This is a genomic window from Streptomyces sp. SYSU D01066-1 (genome assembly GCF_054956795.1).
Genome location: NZ_JBUDHV010000027.1, coordinates 71,939 through 90,760, shown reverse-complemented (window position 1 = coordinate 90,760; position 18,822 = coordinate 71,939). Strand labels below are relative to the sequence as shown.

The following is an 18,822-nucleotide window of genomic DNA, read 5'->3' as shown; positions in this document are numbered from 1 at the left end:
AGGCGGCCCCCTCGGCACCGCCCGCGCCCGCCCGGTCGGCGGACGGCGCACCGGCCGTCCAGCGGGCGGCCACCTCCTCCGGGCCCTCTGCCGCGCCCGTACCGGCCGCCGCCTCCCGGCCCGCGGTTCCGGTGACCCCGGTGCTGCCGCCGGCGCCGGCGCCGGTCCCGCAGCGCGGCGTCCGCGTGACCGCCGCGCCGCCGGTACCGCCCGTCCAGCGGCTTCCCCTGGTCAAGGCGCCGGTCGCGGCACCGGCCGTACAGCGCAGGTCACTGCCCGCGACGCGCCGGGAGCCCGCGCCGACGGGCGGGGCCCCGGACCCCGTGTCACGGCCGGCGGACGGTGACGGCGGGGGAGGCGGCACATCCGCCTCCCCCGCACCCGCGTCCCCCACGCCCGCACCCGCGTCCTCCGCGCCCACACCCGCGTCCCCTCCGGGTGCCGTACCCGACCGCGCCGGTGCGTCCTCCGGTGCCGCGTCCTCCGGTGCCGCGCTGCCGATCCAGCGGGCCGTCACCCGCGACGCCGCCCGCGACACCGCCGGCCCGGCGCCGCGCGGCACGCTCGGCAGCCCGGTGACGCCCCCCGCTTCCCCCGCCTCCTCATCGGCCACGGCGCCGGTCCGCCCCGCCGGTCCGGCCGCCGCGCCGGGCCGTACGTCCCCTTCCGTGAGCCCCTCCGGCACCGCCCCGGCACCCGCCGTCCAGCGGCGGAGCGACGGCCCGGTGCGGCCCGGCCGGGCGGCGCCCGCACCGGCTCCGGGCGGTTCCGGCACGCCCGGCACCCCGGCGCCGTCCACGAACGACGCCCGTACCGCCGGCACCGCTCCGGTGCCCGCCGTGCAGCGCCGGGCGAGCGACGCTCCCGTCCCCCCCGGCCTGCCGATCGCCTCGAAGGACTCCGGCGCTCCGGACCGCGACACGCCGTCCCCGGTCCAGCGCCGGACCGCCGAATCCACGCGGCCGGCCCGACCGGCTCCCGCGCCCGCCGCCGACGCGCCGAGCGCCGCCGCGCGGCCGGACCACCCCACGGCCACCCGCGCGGCCGGACCGCCCGCCGTGCAGCGCCGCCCGGCCGAGCCCACGCGGCCGTCGCCCGCGCGCCCCTCGGACACCACCGGCACCTCCAGCACCTCCAGCACCACTGGCCCCACCGGCATCACCGGTGCCTCCAACAGCGCCGGCACCGCCGGCCCCATGGGCACCACCGGCTCCCCCTCTGCCACCGGGGCGCCCAGCGCCGCCACGCCGTCCCCCGTCCAGCGCCGGACGCCCGCCGCGCCCGTACCGCCGCCCGGCCTGCCGATCGCCTCGAAGGGCTCCGGCGCTCCGGACCGAAAGACGCCGCCCGCGGTCCAGCGCCGGGCCGCGGCCGGGGACCCGGCGCAGCCGACCCGCAGCCCGAGCGCCCCCGGCACCACCACGCCGCCGGTGCCGCGGTCCACCCCGCCCGGGGCCTCCCCCGTCCAGCGGCGGTCCGACTCCACCGCGGCCCAGCCGGTCCGTCCGGGCACGCCCCCGTCGGCACCGGCCACGCCCGGCACGCCGGCCTCCGCGACGCCCGCGCGCCCCGCGCCCGCCGTTCAGCGCCGTACCCCGGACGCCGCCCGCGCCGACGCCCCGCCCGCCCTCCCGGTCGAGCACACCCGCCCCGCGTCCGCCTCCCCCACGGCACCTTCCCCGGGGCCGTCCGTCCAGCGCCGTGCCCAGGACGCCGCCCTCCCGGTCGAGCCCGCGCGCCCCGCGCCGCCCGCCCCCGGCCAGGCGCAGCGCGTCACGGACCCGACGACGCCCCCGTCCGGCACGGCGTCCCGGCCCGCCGCCCCGAAGACGGCACCGGCGCCCGAGGTGCAGCGGGCGCTCCCGCGCGCTTCCGCCACGCCCCCGGCACGGCAGCCCGCCACCGGCGCCTCTGCCGGGCACCTGCCGGTCCAGCGGGCCGCCGCCGCCCCGGCGCCCGCCCGCCGTCCGGGACTCGGCGCCCCCCTCTCCGCCTCTCCGGCCGGCACACCCGCACCGCCGGCGGCCCCGGCACCGCGCGCCGCCACGGCGGGCACGGGCACCCCCGCCACCACGCCCACCGGGTCCGCCGTACAGCGCCTGCCGCTCTCCTCACCCTCGGCCGCACCGGCACCGGCGCCCGCCGCCCCCGAGCCCGCCCCCCAGCCCACCACCACCACGGAGCCCACCGCCGCCGAGCCCACCGTCGCCCAGGTGCGGCGCGCGGCGCCTTCCGAGCCGCCCGCCCTGCCGGTCACGGCCGCCGCTTCCGGCACCCCCCGTGTGCAGCGCGCCGTCGAGTCCGGGCCCGCCCCGGCCCCCGCGTCCGCGCCCTCCCCCGCCGTGGCCCCCGTCCAGCGGGCCGTCGCCGCCACGCCCCGGCCCGTGGGCACCGCCCCCGTCGTCCAGCGCGCCGTGCTGCCCGTCGCGTTCGGCACCCGGCAGCGCCGGTCCGACGCACCCCAAGCCACCCCGGCCACCCTGGCCACCCCGGTGGTCCCGGTCGCCGTGCCGTCCCCGTCCCCCACGGCACCGCCCGCCCCGGCCCCGCTCCCGACGGCCGCCCCGGCCTTCCCCCCGGCCCTGGCCTCCACTCCGGCCCCGGCCCCCAGCGTCCAGCGCCTCCCGCTGAACGCCACCCCCGCCGCCACCCCCGTGCCTCCCGTACCCCTGCGCGCCGCCCAGGCCCCCTCCGCTCCCATGAGCCCCACCGGCCCCGCCACCCCCCTCTCCACCACCCCCCTCCCCGTCACCTCCCTCACCCCGCCCCCCACGGCACCGCCCGCCCCGCTGCCGCGGCCCGCCGCGGTCGCCGGGGCCGGGGCGCCCTCCGTGCAGCGCGCCCCGGTGCGGTCGGCCGCCGGCGCGCTCGCCGCCGCCGCCGCGGCCACCGTCTCCGCCACGCTGGGCCGGTTCCAGCCGCACCAGGGGGACAGCGGGCACCAAGCGCACGGCGGACACCAGGGGCACGGCAACGGCACCCCCGGGGACCCGCCGCCGCCCTACACGGCGGTGCCGCCCGCCGGGCACACCCCGGCGTCCGCCGCCCCGGCCGCCCAGCAGGCACGGCCGTCCGCGTCCGCCCGGGTACCGGCCCCCGCGTGGAACCCGAAGGAGTTGACCGACCCCCAGCTCGACGAGCTCGTGCACCGGATCATCGGCCGCGTCACCCGTCTGGTCCGCACCGAGCTCCGGATGGACCGTGAACGGATCGGCAGGCTCCGCGACGACCGCCGCTGACGTTCCCGCCCCCCTCCCATCCCAGACCGCCACGACGCCTCCGACAGAAAGGCCGACCCCCGATGCCCCGTCAGGACCCGGGTTCCACCATCTGGTTCACCCTCTCGATCGACGGCCAGAGCCTCGGCTACTGGAACGGGTGCGAGGGCCTGTCGTCCCAGGTCGAGATCGAGCAGCGTCAGGAGGGCGGCAACAACGGGTTCGTCTGGCAGCTGCCGACCCGGGTGACCTTCTCCAACATCCGGCTGACCCGTCCGATCACCCCGGACACCACGAAGGTCGCCAAGTGGATCTCCTCCGTGCAGACCGGGATCAAGCGGCCCACCGGCACGATCGTGGCCCGGCGCGCGGACGGTTCGGAGGTCGCCCGCTGGGGGCTGCTCGACGTCCTGCCGGTCAGCTGGCAGGGCCCCTCCTTCGACGCGGGCAGCCCGGCCGTCGCCACGGAGGTCCTGGAGATCGCCCACCACGGCTTCACCGACTGAGCGGACCCACCGGACCCACCGGAATCACCGGACCCACCGGAATCACCGGAATCACCGGAATCACCGGAATCACCGGAACGACCGGACCCCCGGACCCCCGGACCCCCGGACCCCGGACCCCGGACCCCGGACCCCGGACCCAGCGTTACGAAAGGAGCGGCCCACCCCATGGCCAGAAGCAGCGGCGCCGGCAAGAGTCTCGTCCACGCCACCCTCGCCATCCACGAGCCGCCCACCGGCGACAGCACGTCGCCGGGCGCCCTCATCCAGAACTTCTCCTTCCAGTTCAACCCGGCGCAGCTGAGCCTGTCCCGCCGCGCCGAGTGGAAGGAGGGGCACGCGGCGAGCACCCGCAACGCCGCCATACCCGAGTTCATGAGTCCGGTGGCCCGCGAGATGTCCGTGGAGATCTTCCTGGACACCTCGGACGAGCCCAGCAGCAACAAGGTCCTCAAGCAGGTCGACGCGCTGCTGAAGTGCTGTGTGGTGACGGCCAAGAGCCTGGCCGCCGACCGGCCCTCGCCGCCCTGGGTGATCTTCCAGTGGGGTTCCTTCTCCACGGCCCGGTTCACCTCCTACGTCAGCTCCGTCGACGTCTCGTACACGCTGTTCGGCACCTCCGGCATCCCGATCCGCGCCACCTGCCAGCTCCAGCTGCACGAGCTGCCGCAGGCCACCGAGGGGCAGAACCCGACCTCGGGCGCGCTCACCGCCCAGCGCGTGCACCGCGTCGTGGCCGGCGACTCGCTCCAGTCGCTGGCCTGGCAGGAGTACGGCGACGCCACCGCCTGGCGGGCCATCGCCGAGGCCAACGGGATCGACGACCCCACGCGGCTGCCCACCGGCACCGACCTCCTCCTGCCCGCCTCCGGAGAGGTGCACCGCTGATGCCGCCGTTGACGTACTCCAACATCATCAAGGTCAGGATCAACGGCGTCGAGCTGCGCAAGACGATCGCTCCGCTGCTGGTCGGGGGCTGGGTCGACCAGGGCGTCGGCGTCCCCGCCGCGTTCCGCCTCACCTTCCGCGACCCCAACCGGACCCTGCTGACCCGGCTCGGCGTCACCTTCGGCACCGAGGTGGTCCTGACCCCCGTCGCCAACGGCAAGGGCGTCGCCGACCCGCTGCTGACCGGCGAGGTCACCGCGCTGGAGGCCGACTACGACGGCACCGGCTCCTTCACCGTGATCCGCGGCTACGACCTCGGCCACCGCCTGCTGCGCCAGCGCCGGGTGGCCGCGTACACCAACCAGACCGCCTCCTCGATCGTGCGGAAGCTGGTCGGCCTCAACAGCGTGCCGATCGGCCGCATCGAGTCGACGAAGACGCCGTACGAGTTCATCAGCCAGGGCAACGTCACCGACTGGGACTTCATCGCGCGGCTCGCCGACGAGAACGAGATGGTCATGTCCCTGGACGCCAAGGGCAAGTTCAACTTCGTCTCGCCCAAGCCGTCCTCCGGCGCCCCCTCCCCGCAGACCGACGGCGACAAGAGCCCGTTCGTGCTCCAGGCCCGGCACGACATCCTGCGGCTGCGCACCGCCGTCACCGCCGCCGACCAGGTCGCCAAGGTGGAGGCGCGGGGCTGGGACGTCGACCTGGCCAAGGAGATCGTCGCCACCGCCCCGGCCACCACCAACGCGGGCTTCGACATCGGCGCCACCCCCGGCGGCGCGGCCCGCTTCTTCAAGCCGGCCAAGCTGGTGGAGACCGCCACGCCCTACGACAAGCAGGCCGAGGTCAAGCACGCCGCCGACGCGCTCGCCGACGACGTCACCTCCGCCTTCGCCGAACTGGAGGTCACCGTCCGCGGCAACCCCAAGCTGCGGCCCGGCGTCCCGGTGGCGCTCGCCGACACCGGCAAGCCCTTCGAGGGCAAGTACACCGTCACCTCCGTCCGCCACAGCTTCGGCAGCGGCGAACACTACGAGTCCGCGCTCACCGTCAGCGGACGCCAGTGGCGCTCCCTGTACGGCCTGGCCTCCGGCGGCTCCGCGACCGCGCCCAAGCTGCCCAGCGTCGCCAACGCCGTCGTCACCGACGTCACCGACCCGCTCAGACGAGGCCGGGTCAAGCTCAAGTTCCCCTGGCTGGACGACACCTACGTCAGCGACTGGACGCGTTCGGTGCAGCTCGGCGGCAAGGGCGGCGGCGGCTTCTTCCCGATGGACGTCGGCGACGAGGTGCTCGTCGCCTTCGACCGGGGCGCCCTCGACCACCCCTTCGTCATCGGCGGCCTCTACAACGGCCGTGACCAGGAGACCAAGAACGACGTCCAGCTCTACGGCGGCGCCCGCAACCAGGCCGTCCGGCACACCGTCTCCGACCGCACCGGCAACCGCGTCGACCTGCTCAGCCAGAAGATGGGCGGCAAGCAGGGCGTGCGGATCAAGTCCGGCGACGACAAGCTGGTCATCAACCTGGACCGGGCCAAGACCGAGATCAGCGTCGACAGCAAGGGCACGGTCAAGATCACGGGCAGCCGGTCGGTGTCGGTGGAGGCCGGCACCAGCATGACCCTGAGCGCCGGACGCTCCCTGACCATCAAGAGCGGCGGCCCGCTCACCCTGCAGAGCGGCAGCCTGATCAACATGCGGGCCGCCACGCAGATCGGCGTCAACGCGGGGGCCGCCCTGAACCTGACGGCGGGCGCGGTCGCGAACCTGACCGGCGGGGCGATGACGAACATCACCGGCACCGCCGGCCTGAACCTCACCTCCCCCGTCCAGACCAGGGTCACGGGCGCGCAGTTCACGGTCCTGTCCCCGATCTTCAAGGTGGCCACGATCCCCATACCGGGTGCGTCATGACCCGCAGTCCAGGAAGGCAGGTGGCCCGCTGATGGCCGAACAGTTCGTAGGCTCCGGCTGGTCGTTCCCGTTGCGCATCGGGCCGACCGGCGGCATCGCCCTGGTCAGCGGGGAGAAGGAGATCGAGGAGGCCATCCGGCTGGTGCTGTCGACCGCGCCGGGCGAACGGCCCATGCGCCCCGAGTTCGGCTGCGCCATCCACGACCTGGTCTTCGCCCCGGTCAACGAGCAGACCGCCGGCCGCATCCAGCACGAGGTCTACCTCAGCCTGGACCGCTGGGAACCGCGCATCGAGGTGCACGACGTGGAGGTGTCGGTGGGCGCCGAGGAAAGCACCCTCCTCATCGACGTCCGCTACTCGATCCGCGGCACCAACAACCCGCGCAGCCTCGTCTTCCCGTTCTACGTCATCCCCTCCCACGAGGAACCGGGCACCCCGGCACCGTCCGACGGCCCCGGCACCCTCCCCGAAAGCGACCGCTGATGCCCCTGCCCTCCCCGAACCTCGACGACCGCCGCTTCCAGCAGTTCGTCGACGACGCCAAGCGCTACATCCAGCAGCGCGCCCCGGAGTGGACCGACCACAACGTCTCCGACCCCGGCGTCACCCTCGTCGAGACGGTCGCGCACATGGCCGACCAGATCGTCTACCGGCTCAACCGGGTCCCGGAGAAGAACCACCTGGCCTTCCTCGACCTGGTCGGCATCACCCTCTTCCCGCCCACCGCGGCCCGCACCGACGTCACCTTCTGGCTGTCCGCGCCGCAGGAGGAGGCCGTCTCCGTCCCGGTCGGCACCGAGGTCGCCACCCTGCGCACGGAGACCGAGGACGCGGTCGTCTTCGCCGTCGACCGGGACCTGCGCATCGCCCCCAGCGCCCTGCGCCACCTGGTGGTCCAGCAGCGCGGCCAGGCCCGCGCCGACCGCACCCACGACCTCGCCGAGGGCACCGACATCCTGTGCTTCGCCGAGTCCCCGAACCCCGGCGACTGCATGCTGCTCGGCCTCACCGCCGCCGTGCCGCACTGCGCCGTACTGCTGGAACTCGACAGCCGCGTCGACGGCGTCGGCGTCGACCCCCGCCAGCCGCCGCTGGTCTGGGAGGCCTGGACCGAGGACGGCTGGCAGCCCTGCGAGGTCGACCGCGACAGCACCGGCGGCCTCAACCGCCCCGGCGAGATCGTCCTGCACGTCCCCGGCACCCACGTGCTCTCCCGCACCGGCGGCCACGAGGCGGGCTGGCTGCGCTGCCGGGTCACCGAACCGCTGCCCGACCAGCCCTTCTACACCACCTCCCCGACGGTCCGCTCCGCCGAGGCCTGCACCATCGGCGGCACCACGAGCACCATCCACGCCGAGACCGTCTACGACGAGGCGCTCGGCGAGTCCACCGGCCTGCCCGGCCAGCGCCTGCGCCTGGAGCACGCCCCCGTCGTCGGCGACACCCCGCCGGTCCTGCTGCAGAGCGCCGAGCACGACGGCTGGGCCGACTGGGACGTCGTCCCGCACTTCGCGGGCTCCCGCCCCGACGACCGGCACATCACCCTCGACCCCACCACCGGCGAGATCGCCTTCGGCCCCTCCGTCCGCGAACCCGACGGTAGCCTGCGCCAGTACGGCATGGTCCCCCCGAAGGGCGCCGTGCTGCGCGCCCGCCGCTACCGCACCGGCGGCGGCCGGGCCGGCAACGTCGCCCGCGGCGCCGTACGGATCCTGCGCACCTCCATCCCGTTCGTCAGCGAGGTCGTCAACCGCGAGGCGGCGCGCGGCGGCGTGGACGGCGAGACCGTCGAGGAGGCGAAGGTCCGCGCCCCCATCACGCTGCGCGCCCAGGAACGCGCCGTCACCCTGCGCGACTACGAGGAACTGGCCCGCCGCGCCGCCCCGGAGACCGCCCGCATCACCTGCCTGGAGGGCGAGGAGAGCGAACACGGCGCCTACGCCGTCCGCGTCCTGGTCGTCCCCCAGGCCGTCCCCGACCCCGGCGGCCGGCTCCGCTTCGAACAGCTCGTCCCCGGCGACGCGCTGCTCGACCGCATCACCCGCTACCTCGACCAGCGCCGCCTGATCGGCACCCGCCTGGCCGTCGGCCCGCCGTTCTACCAGGGCGTCACCGTCGTCGCCACGCTGCACGCCTTCCGCGCCGCCGACACCGACAAGGTGCGCCGCCAGGCCCACGACGCCCTCTACCGCCACCTCGACCCGCTCACCGGCGGCGCCGACGGCAAGGGCTGGCCCTTCGGCCGTCCCGTCCAGGCCGGCGAGATCTTCGCGGTGCTCCAGCGCGTGCCGGGCGTCGAGCTGGTCGACGAGGTCATCCTGCACCCCGCCGACCCGCTGACCGGCAAGCGCGGCGACGCCACCGACCGCATCGACCTCAGCGCCCCGTCCCTGGTCTTCTCCTTCGACCACCGGGTCCGCGTGATCGGAGACGACCGGTGAGGGGCTCCGTCGACGGCCTCGGCTCCTCCGCGCCCATCGGCATGATGCTCCCGGCCGTCTTCGCCGACGACGACCTCGCGCTGCGGTTCGTCGGCGGCCTGGACGACGTCATGGCGCCGATCCTCAACGTCCTGGACTGCCTGCACGCCTACTTCGTGCCGTCCCTGGCCCCCGCCGACTTCACCCGGTGGCTCGGCGACTGGATCGGCGCGGAGACCGACGGCACCGAACCCGACGACCGGCTGCGGGCCGCCGTCGCCGCCGCCGCCCGGCTGCACCGCGTACGGGGCACCCGCCGCGGTCTGTCGGAGGCGGTCCGCCTCGCCTTCGGCGTCGAACCCGAGATCACCGAGAGCGGCGGCGCCGAATGGAGCGCCCGCCCGCTCGGCCCGGTCCCCGGGGACCGGCGCCCGCACCTGCACGTCACCGTCCGCCTGCCCGATCCGGCCCCGGCGGACACCCACCGCCTGGACGCCCTCGTGGCGGCGGCCCGCCCCGCTCACATGCCCTACACGGTCCAGGTGACCGCCGCCGAAAGGACTTCGGAGAGATGACCACGCAGAACTGCGCGGAGTGCGGCACCCGTGTGGAACCGGGCCAGTCGTTCTGCGACGCCTGCGGCTCCGTCCTCAGCTGGGAGTCGTCCTCCCGCTCCCGCTCCACGCCGAGCGCCGGGTCCACGGCCGCCCGCACCGAGGGCTCCGCGCCGACGGCCACCGCGACGACCGCGCCCCCGGCCGGGGACGGCTTTCGGGAAGCGCACGCCCCCCGGGAGACGTCCACGCCGTCCGAGCCGAACGGCCACGCGGCCCCCCGGACCGCGCCCGCCACCACCGGAGCCGCCGGCACACCACAAGCCCCGACGGCCCCCAGCACACCGGCCGCCCCCGCCACCGCCGACGCCACGGCCGCCCCCGGCACCACGGCCGCCCCCGCCACCGCCGACACCGCCGACACCGCGGCCACCACCGCCCTGCCGTCCGCCGGTGCGGCCCCGGCCGCCGCCCCCGCCCCTCCCCACCCCGCCGCCCCCGCCGCCCCCGCGGCCCCGGACATGGGCGACACCATGGCCCACCGCGCCCGCTCCCTCCTCGTCCCCGTCGCCGACCCCGAGGCCCGCACCGTCCCCTCGGACCCGGCCGTCGCCCCCGTCCTGCCCGGCGTCCCGATGGCCGACCGGCCCCAGGTACGGCCCGTGGGACCGCAGGACGGCGAGAGCGGCCCGCCCTGCCCCTGGTGCGCCACGCCCAACCGCGTCGACCGCCACTTCTGCGTCCGCTGCGCCATGCCGCTGGCCGGTGACGAACGCCAGGACGCCCGCCCGCTCCCCTGGTGGCGCCGTATGTTCCGGGGCACCCAGGAGACCCCCTGGGCCGGCGACCGCCCCCGCCTGCGCCGCACCTTCGACCAGATCGGCACCTGGATCTGGGCCGCGATCGCCGTCACCGCGGTGGTCCTCGCCATCATCTACGTCCCCGACGGCTACCAGGCCACCCGCGACCACTTCGCCAAGCGCGCCCCGGTCGCCCCGGACTCGGTGAAGGCGTCCCGCTCCTACCCCGGCCACAAGCCGGAGCTGGTCTTCGACAAGCTCAGCAACACCTGGTGGGGCCCGGGCGTGAGCCAGTCCGGCGAGGGCCAGTGGATCGAGGCCCGCTTCAGCGAGCCGGTCCGCCTGCTGGACGTGATCGTCACCTCGGGCGTCTCCAGCCGCGCCGAGAAGCTCCAGGAGCAGGCGCTGCCGCACCGCGTCAAGGCGACGATCACCATGAAGGACGGCACCAAGAAGACCCGCGACCTCACCCTGGACCAGGCGGCCGGCGGCCAGCGCCGCGCCTTCCGGGTCGGCGAGGTCACCGCGGTCCGCTTCACCGTCGAGTCCGCGTACGGCGCCTCCGACAAGAAGCAGGTGGCGATCGCCGAGGTCGAGTTCTTCAGCCGCTCCACGGGCGACGGCTCCTGACCGACGCCCCGCTCCGGAAACGGCCTTCGCCTGTCACGGGCGGGGGCCGTTTCCCGTACCGGCCGCGACGGGCTCCGCGCCCCGCCTGCGACCCGAGGGACGGCCCACGCACAGAACCCCAGGCCACGAGCCACGTGACCTGGGGTTCCCCGGAGCCCCCTGTCGGATTCGAACCGACGACCTGCTGTTTACAAGACAGCCGCTCTGGACCGGACTGAGCTAAGGAGGCAGCGCGCACTGCGACACCGCGCGCGAAAGCGCCTCCACTGTACACAGCCCCCGTTTCCCTGAGCCAGGACGTTCCCCGTCACCCCAGCTCGTACGTGAACGCGTACGCCACCGACGCCTCCCCGTGCCGCGCCGTGAACTCCCCCGTCCCGCGCAGCCCGGCCAGCTCCCCCGTCCCCGACCCGGCGACCACCTCGAAGGCACAGCGCACGGTCCCGTCGGCGTCGAAGCGACCGCGTTCCTCGACCGCGAAGGTGCCCTCGCGGCCGTCGAGCCGGCCGGTCAGCAGCTCCATGCCGGTGAAGGTGCCGGTGGTGCCGGGGACGTAGACGATGACGTACTCGCAGACCGTGCCGGACGCCTCGATGCCGCCGGTGAAGCTGTTGGTCACAAACGCGCGGGCGACGCGGGGGCTCTCGTCGGCCGGGGTGAGCGGGTGCTCCTTCCAGTCGGCGGCGGTGAAGTGGCCGGTGGTGGTGCGGGTGCCGGGCATGGGCGGTGTCCTCTCGATCGGTGCGGCGCGGTGCGACACCGTGCGACACGGTGCGACACGGTGCGACGCGGTGCGGGACCACTGTGGACGCCGTACCTGACACCTCCTGTCAGGTACGGCCCCGCACCGGCCACAATGGCCGTCATGCGCGCCGACCGGCTCCTGTCCCTGCTCCTGCTGCTGCAGAGCCGCGGCCGGATGACCGCGCCCGAACTCGCCGCCGAACTGGAGGTGTCGGTGCGGACGGTGTACCGGGACGTGGAGGCACTCGGCGCGGCCGGCGTGCCGGTGACCGCCGACCGGGGGCCCGCCGGCGGTTACCGCCTGATGGACGGCTACCGCACCCGGCTGACCGGCCTCACCGGCGCCGAGGCCACCTCCCTGTTCCTCGCGGGGGCGCCGGGCCCGGCCCGTGACCTGGGCCTGGGCGCGGTGCTGACGTCGGCTCAGCTCAAGCTGCGGGCGGCGCTGCCGGCCACGGCCGCCGGCCGGGCGGCGCGGGTCCAGGAGCGCTTCCACCTGGACGCCCCGGCGTGGTTCCGGGACGCCGACCCGGTGCCGTACCTGGAGGCGGTCGCGGGGGCGGTGTGGGACCAGCGGGTGGTGCGCGCCCGCTACCGGCGCTGGGCCGGGGAGGCGGAGCGGGAGCTGCGCCCGCTGGGCCTGGTCCTCAAGGGCGGGATCTGGTACCTGGCGGCGGAGCGGGAGGGGACGGTCCGCACGTACCGCGTCTCCCGCTTCCTCGGCGTCGAGGTGCTGGACGAGACCTTCGACCGCCCCGCCGGTTTCTCCCTCGCCGCCCACTGGGCGGAGTCCTCCCGGCGGCTGGAGGCCCGGCTGCACCAGGGCACGGCCCGGCTGCGGATCTCCCCCCGGGGCCGGAAGCTGCTGCCGGTGCTGTTCGGGGCGGCGGGGGCGCGGGCCCTGGAGAGCGCCGGTCCGGCCGGCCCGGACGGCTGGGCGGAGGTTGAGCTGCCCGTCGAGACGGAGGCGGTCGCGGTCGGCGACCTGCTGCGGCTGGGCACGGAGGCGGAGGTGCTGGGCCCCGAGCCCCTGCGCCGGGCCGTCGCGCGGACCGTGGCCGCGCTGGCCCGGCGCTACGCGCCCACCCACGCGGAACCCTCCTGAAGTTCACGGCCCCTCAGGTACTGACAGACCAGGTGAACGCGGGGTACCGTCCTGATCCAGTTCACCCGTGTGGCCTACACCGGGCACGAACCTCCACAACTGAACATCCACGGACACCGCGACGGCTCCGCTCCCGGACCCCCGTCGTGGCACCACCTTCCTACAACGGATCGTCCGGCACGTTCCTGCCGGTAGAAGGGGGCCTCCCACCATGGCCACTGTCACGTTCGACAAGGCGACCCGGATCTACCCGGGTGCCACCAAGCCCGCCGTCGACGGCCTCGACATCGAGATCGCGGACGGCGAGTTCCTCGTCCTCGTCGGCCCGTCCGGCTGCGGCAAGTCCACCTCCCTGCGCATGCTCGCGGGCCTGGAGGACGTCAACGGCGGCGCCATCCGCATCGGCGACCGCGACGTCACCCACCTGCCGCCCAAGGACCGGGACATCGCCATGGTGTTCCAGAACTACGCGCTCTACCCGCACATGACGGTCGCCGACAACATGGGCTTCGCGCTCAAGATCGCCGGCGTCAACAAGGCGGAGATCCGGCAGAAGGTCGAGGAGGCCGCGAAGATCCTCGACCTCACCGAGTACCTGGACCGCAAGCCGAAGGCGCTCTCCGGCGGTCAGCGCCAGCGCGTCGCCATGGGCCGCGCGATCGTCCGTGAGCCGCAGGTCTTCCTCATGGACGAGCCGCTGTCCAACCTGGACGCCAAGCTCCGGGTGTCGACGCGCACCCAGATCGCCTCGCTCCAGCGCCGCCTGGGCATCACCACCGTCTACGTCACCCACGACCAGGTCGAGGCCATGACGATGGGCGACCGGGTCGCCGTGCTGAAGGACGGTCTGCTCCAGCAGGTCGACACCCCGCGCAACATGTACGACAAGCCCGCCAACCTCTTCGTCGCCGGCTTCATCGGCTCCCCGGCCATGAACCTGATCGAGGTCCCGATCACCGACGGCGGCGTGCGGTTCGGCAACAGCGTGGTGCCGGTCAACCGGGACGCGCTCAGGGCCGCCGCCGACAAGGGCGACCGCACGGTCACCGTCGGCGTCCGCCCCGAGCACTTCGACGTCGCCGAACTGGGCGGCGGCGCCGCCGGCCTGGCGAAGCCGGCCGCGAACGCCCCGGCCGGCCTCGCGGTCACCGTCAACGTCGTCGAGGAGACCGGCGCCGACGGCTACGTCTACGGCACGGTCCAGGTGGGCGGCGAGGCCAAGGACCTCGTGGTCCGCGTCAACAGCCGCTCGGTGCCGGAGAAGGGCGCCACCCTGCACGTCGTGCCGCGGCCGGGCGAGACCCACGTCTTCTCGACCTCCACGGGCCAGCGCCTCTCCGACTGACGAGGTTTCGCGGGCGACGTTCACCCGCGTTGACGAAAAGGGTCCCGCGGCCTTGCCGCGGGACCCTTCCCGTTGTCGACAAATACCCCGGCACACCAGACGTTTCGACCCCCGTTCGTCAACTCGCCACCCCCACAGACCCCTTTTCTCGTCCCTCGTACCGGTGACCAAATGTCGCCAAATCATTACCGGGCGCTACCCTCACTCGCGTGAAGCACTCCGTGAAGCACTCCACCGCTCTTAAGACGCGACGCGGCCGGGGACCCGCCCGCCGGATCGGCCGCTCCCTCGCCTTCGTCCTGCCCGTCGTCCTGGTGCTCTCCGGGACCCTCGCGGTCACCCGGGTCAACTGGTCGGGGACGCCCTCGAACTCGGTGCTCACCGCGTCGGACGTCGCCGCCCCCCAGGCGTCCTCGCCCGCCGCCGCCCGCGCCCCGCAGGAGGTGCTGCGCGACCGGCTGCTGGCCGAGTTGCAGGAGGAGGACCCGGGCGTCGCCCTCACCCACCTCCAGGAGGCCGTCGACGAGCGTCCCGCGCTCGCCCGGCACTGCGCCTCCATCGCCCGCGCCCTCGGCCGGGCCGCGGTCCGCGTCTACGGCCCGACCCGCGCCCAGTCCTACTCCCGCCCGGTCTGCGACACCGCCTTCGCCTCGGGCGTCCTGTCCGCCCACGGCTGAGCCGCCGGTGGGGCGGGCGACCACCGCCCCACCGCCCGCCCCCAGACCGGCGGGCCCGCCTCCGGGCCCACCGCCCTCCTCCGGGCCCACCGCCCGCCTCCGGGCCGACCGCCCGACGGCCCGGCAGCCCGACGCCCGGCAACCAACGGCCGACGGCCCAACGGCCCGGCGACGTCCAGAGGTTCGGGTCCGTGCCCCCCGTGCGGCTCCGCCGCCCGGACGCGACCGGTCACGCGCCCCCGCCCCCACCGGCTCCCGCCCCCGCCGGCCCCGCACCCCCGCGCCCCTTGCCGGACCACGGCGTACGTCCCCGGGCAGCACCCCCGTAAAGTGCCGCCCATGACCGACCCGACCGCGTCCCGCCGCCCCACCCAAGCCGTCGTCCTCGCCGGCGGCCAGGGCTCCCGGCTGCGTCCGTACACCGACGACCGGCCCAAGCCGATGGTCGAGATCCCCGGCACGGGGACGCCGATCATAGGTCACCAGCTCACCTGGCTCGCCGAGGAGGGCGTGACGGACGTGGTGGTCTCCTGCGGCCACCTCGCCGAGGTGCTCCAGAAGTGGCTGGCCGACACCGACCTGCCGGTCTCCGTGACGACCGTCGTGGAGCCCGAGCCGCTCGGCCGCGGCGGCGGCCTGAGGTACGCCGCCGCCCGCCTCCCCCACCCGGACCGCCCCTGGTACGCCACCAACGGCGACATCTGGACCCGGTTCTCGCTGCGCGACATGGCCGACTTCCACACCGAGCGGGACGCCGTCGCCACCCTCGCCCTGGCCCGCCCGCGGCTGCCGTGGGGCGCCGTGCAGACGGACGGCTTCGGCCGCATCACCGACTTCATCGAGGCACCCCCGTCGACCTTCGAGATCAACGCGGGCGTCTACGTGTTCTCCCCGGCGTTCGCCGCGATGCTCCCGGAGCGCGGTGACCACGAGCGGACGACCTTCCCCCGGCTGGCCCGTGAGCGCCGGCTGTCCGGCTTCCCGATCCCCCAGGGGTCCTACTGGCGGGCGATCGACACCGCGAAGGACCTCACGGAGGCGGCGAAGGAGCTGGCCGCGCTGAACCGCTGACCGCCCGCCCGCAGGGCCTGGGGAGCGACCCCGAGGGGCCCCGTACCTCCACGGTCCGTGGAGGTACGGGGCCCCTCGGGGTACGTCCGTCCCGTGCGGTCATCCCAGCAGGCCCCCGACGAGACCGGGCCGCCCGGGGTCGGAGGTCGTCCCGCCGCCGTCGCCGCCGCCACCGGTGTCCGTGCCGGGACCGGCGCCCGTACCGCTGGTCGCGGCGGAGCCGCCGCTCGTGGTGGCGCCGCCGCCCGTCGGCCCGGCGCTGGTGCTCGGGGCCCGGCCGGCCGGGTCGGACCGCGGCGGCGGGGCCTGCCCGCCCGTGGTCCCCTGGGTCTGGCTCGGCACGCCCCCGGTGGCGGTGCCGTCCGTGGTGCCGCGGGCCGTGCCCGGCGTGGTCGCCGCGCCGCTGGGGCCGGCCGTCGTCCCGGAGGTGGCGTCCCGGGTCGGCGAGGTGGACGCCTCGGGGCTCCTGTCCCGCCGCTTCTCCGGCTCCTCGGGGAGCGGCGAGCCCGGCAGTTCGTTGCGCGGGCTCTCGCCCGGCCCGGGGACGACCACCCGGTCCGCGTCGCGCACGGCACCGCCGAGGAGCGAGCCGACCAGCAGGGTCACGCCGGTGACCAGGAAGGTGATCAGGGCGCCGCGGCGCAGCACGTACCGGCGCAGGTCCCAGATGTCGGCGCGGGGGCCGAGCCGCCGCCAGGCACCGCCCGCGAGCCGGCCGTCCACCGAGTACACCGGCGCCCCGGCGATGACCAGCGGCGACCAGGCGGCGAGGTAGATGATGTCGGGGGCGTCGTAGACGGGAACGCTCTTCCAGCTCACCGTGAGCAGCAGGGCCGCCGACAGGAACGCGCCGACCGCGGCGGCCACCCGCTGCCAGCAGCCGAGCACGGTCAGGACGCCGACGATGACCTGGAGGAAGGCGATGAACAGCCCGGAGCCGACCGGGTGGGCGAGGGCGAACTGGCGCAGCGGCTCGACGACTTCCCACGGGTGCAGCGTGTTCAGCCACTTCACCATGGAGCCGCGCTCGCCGCCGTCGAAGTAGACCGGGTCGCAGAGCTTGCCCATGCCGGCGTAGACGGAGATGAAGCCGAGGAAGACGCGCAGCGGGAGCAGTACGACGCCCAGGTTCATCCGGCGGCCGGGGTAGTAGGCGTGCCGCGCGGGGTCGTCGGCGTGCCGCCCGGAGCGCGGTCCGGCCGGGTCGAGGCCGTCGTCGGCGTCGTCCTCGTAGGCGCCGTACTCCTCGTCCGGGGAGGGCGGTGGTCCGAAGCCGGGTTCGTCGTAGACGCTGCCGACGGTGCGCATGGCGGGCAGCAGCCGGGTGCCGCCGGTTTGGCCCCCGGTGCGCTGGGCGCCGACGACCGGGGTCGGGAGCGTCTGGGTGGCGCGGGCGTCCGCGCGGTCGTCGTAGGCGTCGTACTCGTCGTCGTAGGCGCCGCCGGGCGGGCCGCCGCCGATGTGCGGGATGACCTGGGTGGCGCCGGTGTCGGCCGGGGCGGCGCCGGTCCGTACGGCCTGGAGCAGCCGGTGGGCACCGGTGTCGTCCGGGTCGGACCGGCCGCTCCAGACGACGGGACGGCGGCGGGCGGGCGCGTCCGGGGCGCCCGCCCGCTGTGCCGTGCCGACGACGGGGACGCGGGCGGTGTCCTGGGTGGCGCTCAGGTGCCGGGTGATCCGCGCGGACCGGGTCCGCTCCGCCGAGGTGCCCAACCGCACGCGGAAACTCGCGTGGTTGACGATGACCTCGGCCGGATCGCTCGGCACCTTCACCATGCTCAGCGCGGGAGCGTCGTCGATTCCCGACGAGCGGTCCCCCGTGGGTGTGCGGGGTGTTCTGGTGTCCACACTCATCTAACCGAGTGACGTGACGTTAGGACACTGCCTTGACCCGCCGGATCTGTCCGGACCCCGTCAAGATCATCCGCATTGCCGGGGACCCGTCAGGAACGCCTGCGGGCCGCCTCGTAGAGCACGACGCCCGCCGCCACACCGGCGTTGAGCGACTCGGCGCCGCCCGGCATCGGGATCCGCACCCGGAAGTCGCAGGTCTCGCCGACCAGCCGGGACAGCCCCTTGCCCTCGCTGCCGACGACGATGACGACGGGCCCCGCCAGGGCCTCCAGCTCACCGATCTCCACTTCCCCGTCGGCGGCCAGTCCGACGACCACGACACCGGCCTTCTTGTACTGCTCCAGCGCGCGGGTCAGGTTGGTGGCGCGGGCGACGGGCGTACGGGCGGCCGTGCCGGCGGACGTCTTCCAGGCGCCCGCGGTCATCCCGGCCGCGCGCCGCTCGGGCACGACCACGCCGTGCCCGCCGAACGCGGAGACGGACCGGACGACGGCGCCGAGGTTGCGCGGGTCGGTCACCCCGTCGAGGGCGACGATCAGCGCGTCCTCGCCGTCGTCGGCGGCGGCGTCGAGCAGCTCCTCGGGGTGGGCGTACTCGTAGGGCGGCACCTGGAGCACGAGCCCCTGGTGGTTCAGGCCGTTGGTCATCCGGTCCAGCTCGGGCCGCGGCGCCTCCATGAGGTTGATGCCGCCGCGGTCGGCGGCGAGCTGGAGCGCCTCCCGCACCCGCTCGTCGCTGTCGATGAACTGCTGGACGTAGAGGGTGGAGGCGGGCACGCCCTCGCGCAGCGCCTCGACGACGGGGTTGCGGCCGACGACCATCTCGGAGGCCGACCTGCCGCCCCGCCGCGCCTGCGGGCGCCCCTGGGCGCGGCGGCTCTTCGCGGCGGCGGCGCGCTGCTTGACGTGTCCCTTGCGCATCTCGGCGGGGGGCGTGGGGCCCTTGCCTTCCAGTCCCCGGCGCCGCTTGCCGCCGCTGCCGACCTGCGCGCCCTTCTTGCCGGACATGCGGCGGTTGTTAGCGGCCATGAGTACGTGTCTCGCTCTCTGATGTCTGTCGGTGCGTCTTGTGCAGTGTGCCGCCCGGG

Annotated in this window: 15 protein-coding genes, 1 tRNA gene and 1 pseudogene; 12 read left to right on the top strand and 5 right to left on the bottom strand. The window is 75.4% G+C overall.

From position 1 onward, the window contains the following. A pseudogene (locus tag ACY1JF_RS22860) lies at positions 1-1,444 on the bottom strand (hypothetical protein); the annotation flags it as partial. On the opposite strand from ACY1JF_RS22860, the gene ACY1JF_RS22855 reads away from it, so the two are divergent. The 8 genes from ACY1JF_RS22855 to ACY1JF_RS22820 all read left to right on the top strand — a co-directional run bounded on the left by ACY1JF_RS22855 (position 1,431) and on the right by ACY1JF_RS22820 (position 10,939). Further along, the gene (locus ACY1JF_RS22855; protein ID WP_462707069.1) at positions 1,431-3,239 is read left to right on the top strand and encodes a hypothetical protein; all 1,809 of its coding nucleotides are present in this window, start codon (positions 1,431-1,433) and stop codon (positions 3,237-3,239) included. The pseudogene ACY1JF_RS22860 and the gene ACY1JF_RS22855 sit on opposite strands and share 14 nt — an antisense overlap. Before the next feature lie 62 nt (positions 3,240-3,301). Then, positions 3,302-3,724 carry a phage tail protein gene (locus ACY1JF_RS22850; RefSeq protein WP_462707068.1) on the top strand — a complete coding sequence of 141 codons (423 nt, stop codon included), beginning with the start codon at positions 3,302-3,304 and terminating at the stop codon, positions 3,722-3,724. 168 nt (positions 3,725-3,892) lie between these two features. Next, positions 3,893-4,612: a CIS tube protein gene (locus tag ACY1JF_RS22845; RefSeq protein ID WP_462707067.1), complete on the top strand. Its 720-nt coding sequence runs from the start codon at positions 3,893-3,895 to the stop codon at positions 4,610-4,612. Then, positions 4,612-6,534, top strand: a complete 1,923-nt coding sequence (locus tag ACY1JF_RS22840; RefSeq protein ID WP_462707066.1) for a VgrG-related protein — start codon at positions 4,612-4,614, stop codon at positions 6,532-6,534. Before ACY1JF_RS22845 ends, ACY1JF_RS22840 begins: the two co-directional genes overlap by 1 nt. Positions 6,535-6,565: 31 nt before the next feature. Continuing rightward, a complete protein-coding gene (locus ACY1JF_RS22835) occupies positions 6,566-7,018 on the top strand; it encodes a GPW/gp25 family protein (protein ID WP_462707065.1) in 453 nt (150 codons plus the stop codon). Next, positions 7,018-8,976, top strand: coding sequence for a putative baseplate assembly protein (locus ACY1JF_RS22830; protein WP_462707064.1), 1,959 nt, complete (start codon positions 7,018-7,020; stop codon positions 8,974-8,976). The genes ACY1JF_RS22835 and ACY1JF_RS22830 overlap by 1 nt, the downstream gene beginning before the upstream one ends. Beyond that, complete coding sequence (locus tag ACY1JF_RS22825) at positions 8,973-9,530, top strand: phage tail protein (protein WP_462707063.1); 558 nt, start codon at positions 8,973-8,975, stop codon at positions 9,528-9,530. Before ACY1JF_RS22830 ends, ACY1JF_RS22825 begins: the two co-directional genes overlap by 4 nt. Then, positions 9,527-10,939 (top strand): zinc ribbon domain-containing protein, encoded by a 1,413-nt coding sequence (locus ACY1JF_RS22820; protein WP_462707062.1) that lies wholly within the window; start codon positions 9,527-9,529, stop codon positions 10,937-10,939. The genes ACY1JF_RS22825 and ACY1JF_RS22820 overlap by 4 nt, the downstream gene beginning before the upstream one ends. A gap of 153 nt (positions 10,940-11,092) precedes the next feature. Here ACY1JF_RS22820 and ACY1JF_RS22815 read toward each other — a convergent pair. Together ACY1JF_RS22815 and ACY1JF_RS22810 are read right to left on the bottom strand one after the other, a co-directional pair. Continuing rightward, positions 11,093-11,168, bottom strand: a tRNA-Thr gene (locus ACY1JF_RS22815). 78 nt (positions 11,169-11,246) lie between these two features. After that, positions 11,247-11,660 (bottom strand): DUF3224 domain-containing protein, encoded by a 414-nt coding sequence (locus ACY1JF_RS22810; protein WP_462707061.1) that lies wholly within the window; start codon positions 11,658-11,660, stop codon positions 11,247-11,249. A gap of 144 nt (positions 11,661-11,804) precedes the next feature. Between ACY1JF_RS22810 and ACY1JF_RS22805 the strand changes: the two genes are divergently transcribed. From ACY1JF_RS22805 to ACY1JF_RS22790, 4 genes are all read left to right on the top strand, one after another. Further along, positions 11,805-12,788 (top strand): helix-turn-helix transcriptional regulator, encoded by a 984-nt coding sequence (locus tag ACY1JF_RS22805; RefSeq protein WP_462707060.1) that lies wholly within the window; start codon positions 11,805-11,807, stop codon positions 12,786-12,788. A 211-nt stretch (positions 12,789-12,999) separates the two neighbouring features. Next, on the top strand, positions 13,000-14,133 hold the full coding sequence (locus tag ACY1JF_RS22800; RefSeq protein WP_462707059.1) for an ABC transporter ATP-binding protein: 1,134 nt from the start codon (positions 13,000-13,002) through the stop codon (positions 14,131-14,133). A gap of 221 nt (positions 14,134-14,354) precedes the next feature. Continuing rightward, positions 14,355-14,810 (top strand): hypothetical protein, encoded by a 456-nt coding sequence (locus ACY1JF_RS22795; RefSeq protein ID WP_462707072.1) that lies wholly within the window; start codon positions 14,355-14,357, stop codon positions 14,808-14,810. Between the two features lie 339 nt (positions 14,811-15,149). Then, on the top strand, positions 15,150-15,881 hold the full coding sequence (locus ACY1JF_RS22790; RefSeq protein ID WP_462707058.1) for a nucleotidyltransferase family protein: 732 nt from the start codon (positions 15,150-15,152) through the stop codon (positions 15,879-15,881). Between the two features lie 99 nt (positions 15,882-15,980). Here ACY1JF_RS22790 and ACY1JF_RS22785 read toward each other — a convergent pair whose 3' ends face one another. Continuing rightward, positions 15,981-17,735: a DoxX family protein gene (locus ACY1JF_RS22785; RefSeq protein WP_462707057.1), complete on the bottom strand. Its 1,755-nt coding sequence runs from the start codon at positions 17,733-17,735 to the stop codon at positions 15,981-15,983. Positions 17,736-17,824: 89 nt separating this feature from the next. After that, entirely contained in the window at positions 17,825-18,763 is a 939-nt protein-coding gene (gene rlmB, locus ACY1JF_RS22780; RefSeq protein ID WP_462707056.1) for a 23S rRNA (guanosine(2251)-2'-O)-methyltransferase RlmB, read from the bottom strand. Positions 18,764-18,822 lie beyond the last annotated feature (59 nt).

What these genes read in the sequence shown, in the direction of transcription:
- ACY1JF_RS22850 (WP_462707068.1), top strand. Translation starts at nt 3,302, where the DNA reads ATGCCCCGTCAGGACCCGGGTTCCACCATCTGGTTCACCCTCTCGATC.
- ACY1JF_RS22845 (WP_462707067.1), top strand. Translation starts at nt 3,893, where the DNA reads ATGGCCAGAAGCAGCGGCGCCGGCAAGAGTCTCGTCCACGCCACCCTC.
- ACY1JF_RS22840 (WP_462707066.1), top strand. Translation starts at nt 4,612, where the DNA reads ATGCCGCCGTTGACGTACTCCAACATCATCAAGGTCAGGATCAACGGC.
- ACY1JF_RS22835 (WP_462707065.1), top strand. Translation starts at nt 6,566, where the DNA reads ATGGCCGAACAGTTCGTAGGCTCCGGCTGGTCGTTCCCGTTGCGCATC.
- ACY1JF_RS22830 (WP_462707064.1), top strand. Translation starts at nt 7,018, where the DNA reads ATGCCCCTGCCCTCCCCGAACCTCGACGACCGCCGCTTCCAGCAGTTC.
- ACY1JF_RS22820 (WP_462707062.1), top strand. Translation starts at nt 9,527, where the DNA reads ATGACCACGCAGAACTGCGCGGAGTGCGGCACCCGTGTGGAACCGGGC.
- ACY1JF_RS22810 (WP_462707061.1), bottom strand. Translation starts at nt 11,660, where the DNA reads ATGCCCGGCACCCGCACCACCACCGGCCACTTCACCGCCGCCGACTGG.
- ACY1JF_RS22805 (WP_462707060.1), top strand. Translation starts at nt 11,805, where the DNA reads ATGCGCGCCGACCGGCTCCTGTCCCTGCTCCTGCTGCTGCAGAGCCGC.
- ACY1JF_RS22800 (WP_462707059.1), top strand. Translation starts at nt 13,000, where the DNA reads ATGGCCACTGTCACGTTCGACAAGGCGACCCGGATCTACCCGGGTGCC.
- ACY1JF_RS22790 (WP_462707058.1), top strand. Translation starts at nt 15,150, where the DNA reads ATGACCGACCCGACCGCGTCCCGCCGCCCCACCCAAGCCGTCGTCCTC.
- ACY1JF_RS22785 (WP_462707057.1), bottom strand. Translation starts at nt 17,735, where the DNA reads ATGAGTGTGGACACCAGAACACCCCGCACACCCACGGGGGACCGCTCG.
- rlmB (WP_462707056.1), bottom strand. Translation starts at nt 18,763, where the DNA reads ATGGCCGCTAACAACCGCCGCATGTCCGGCAAGAAGGGCGCGCAGGTC.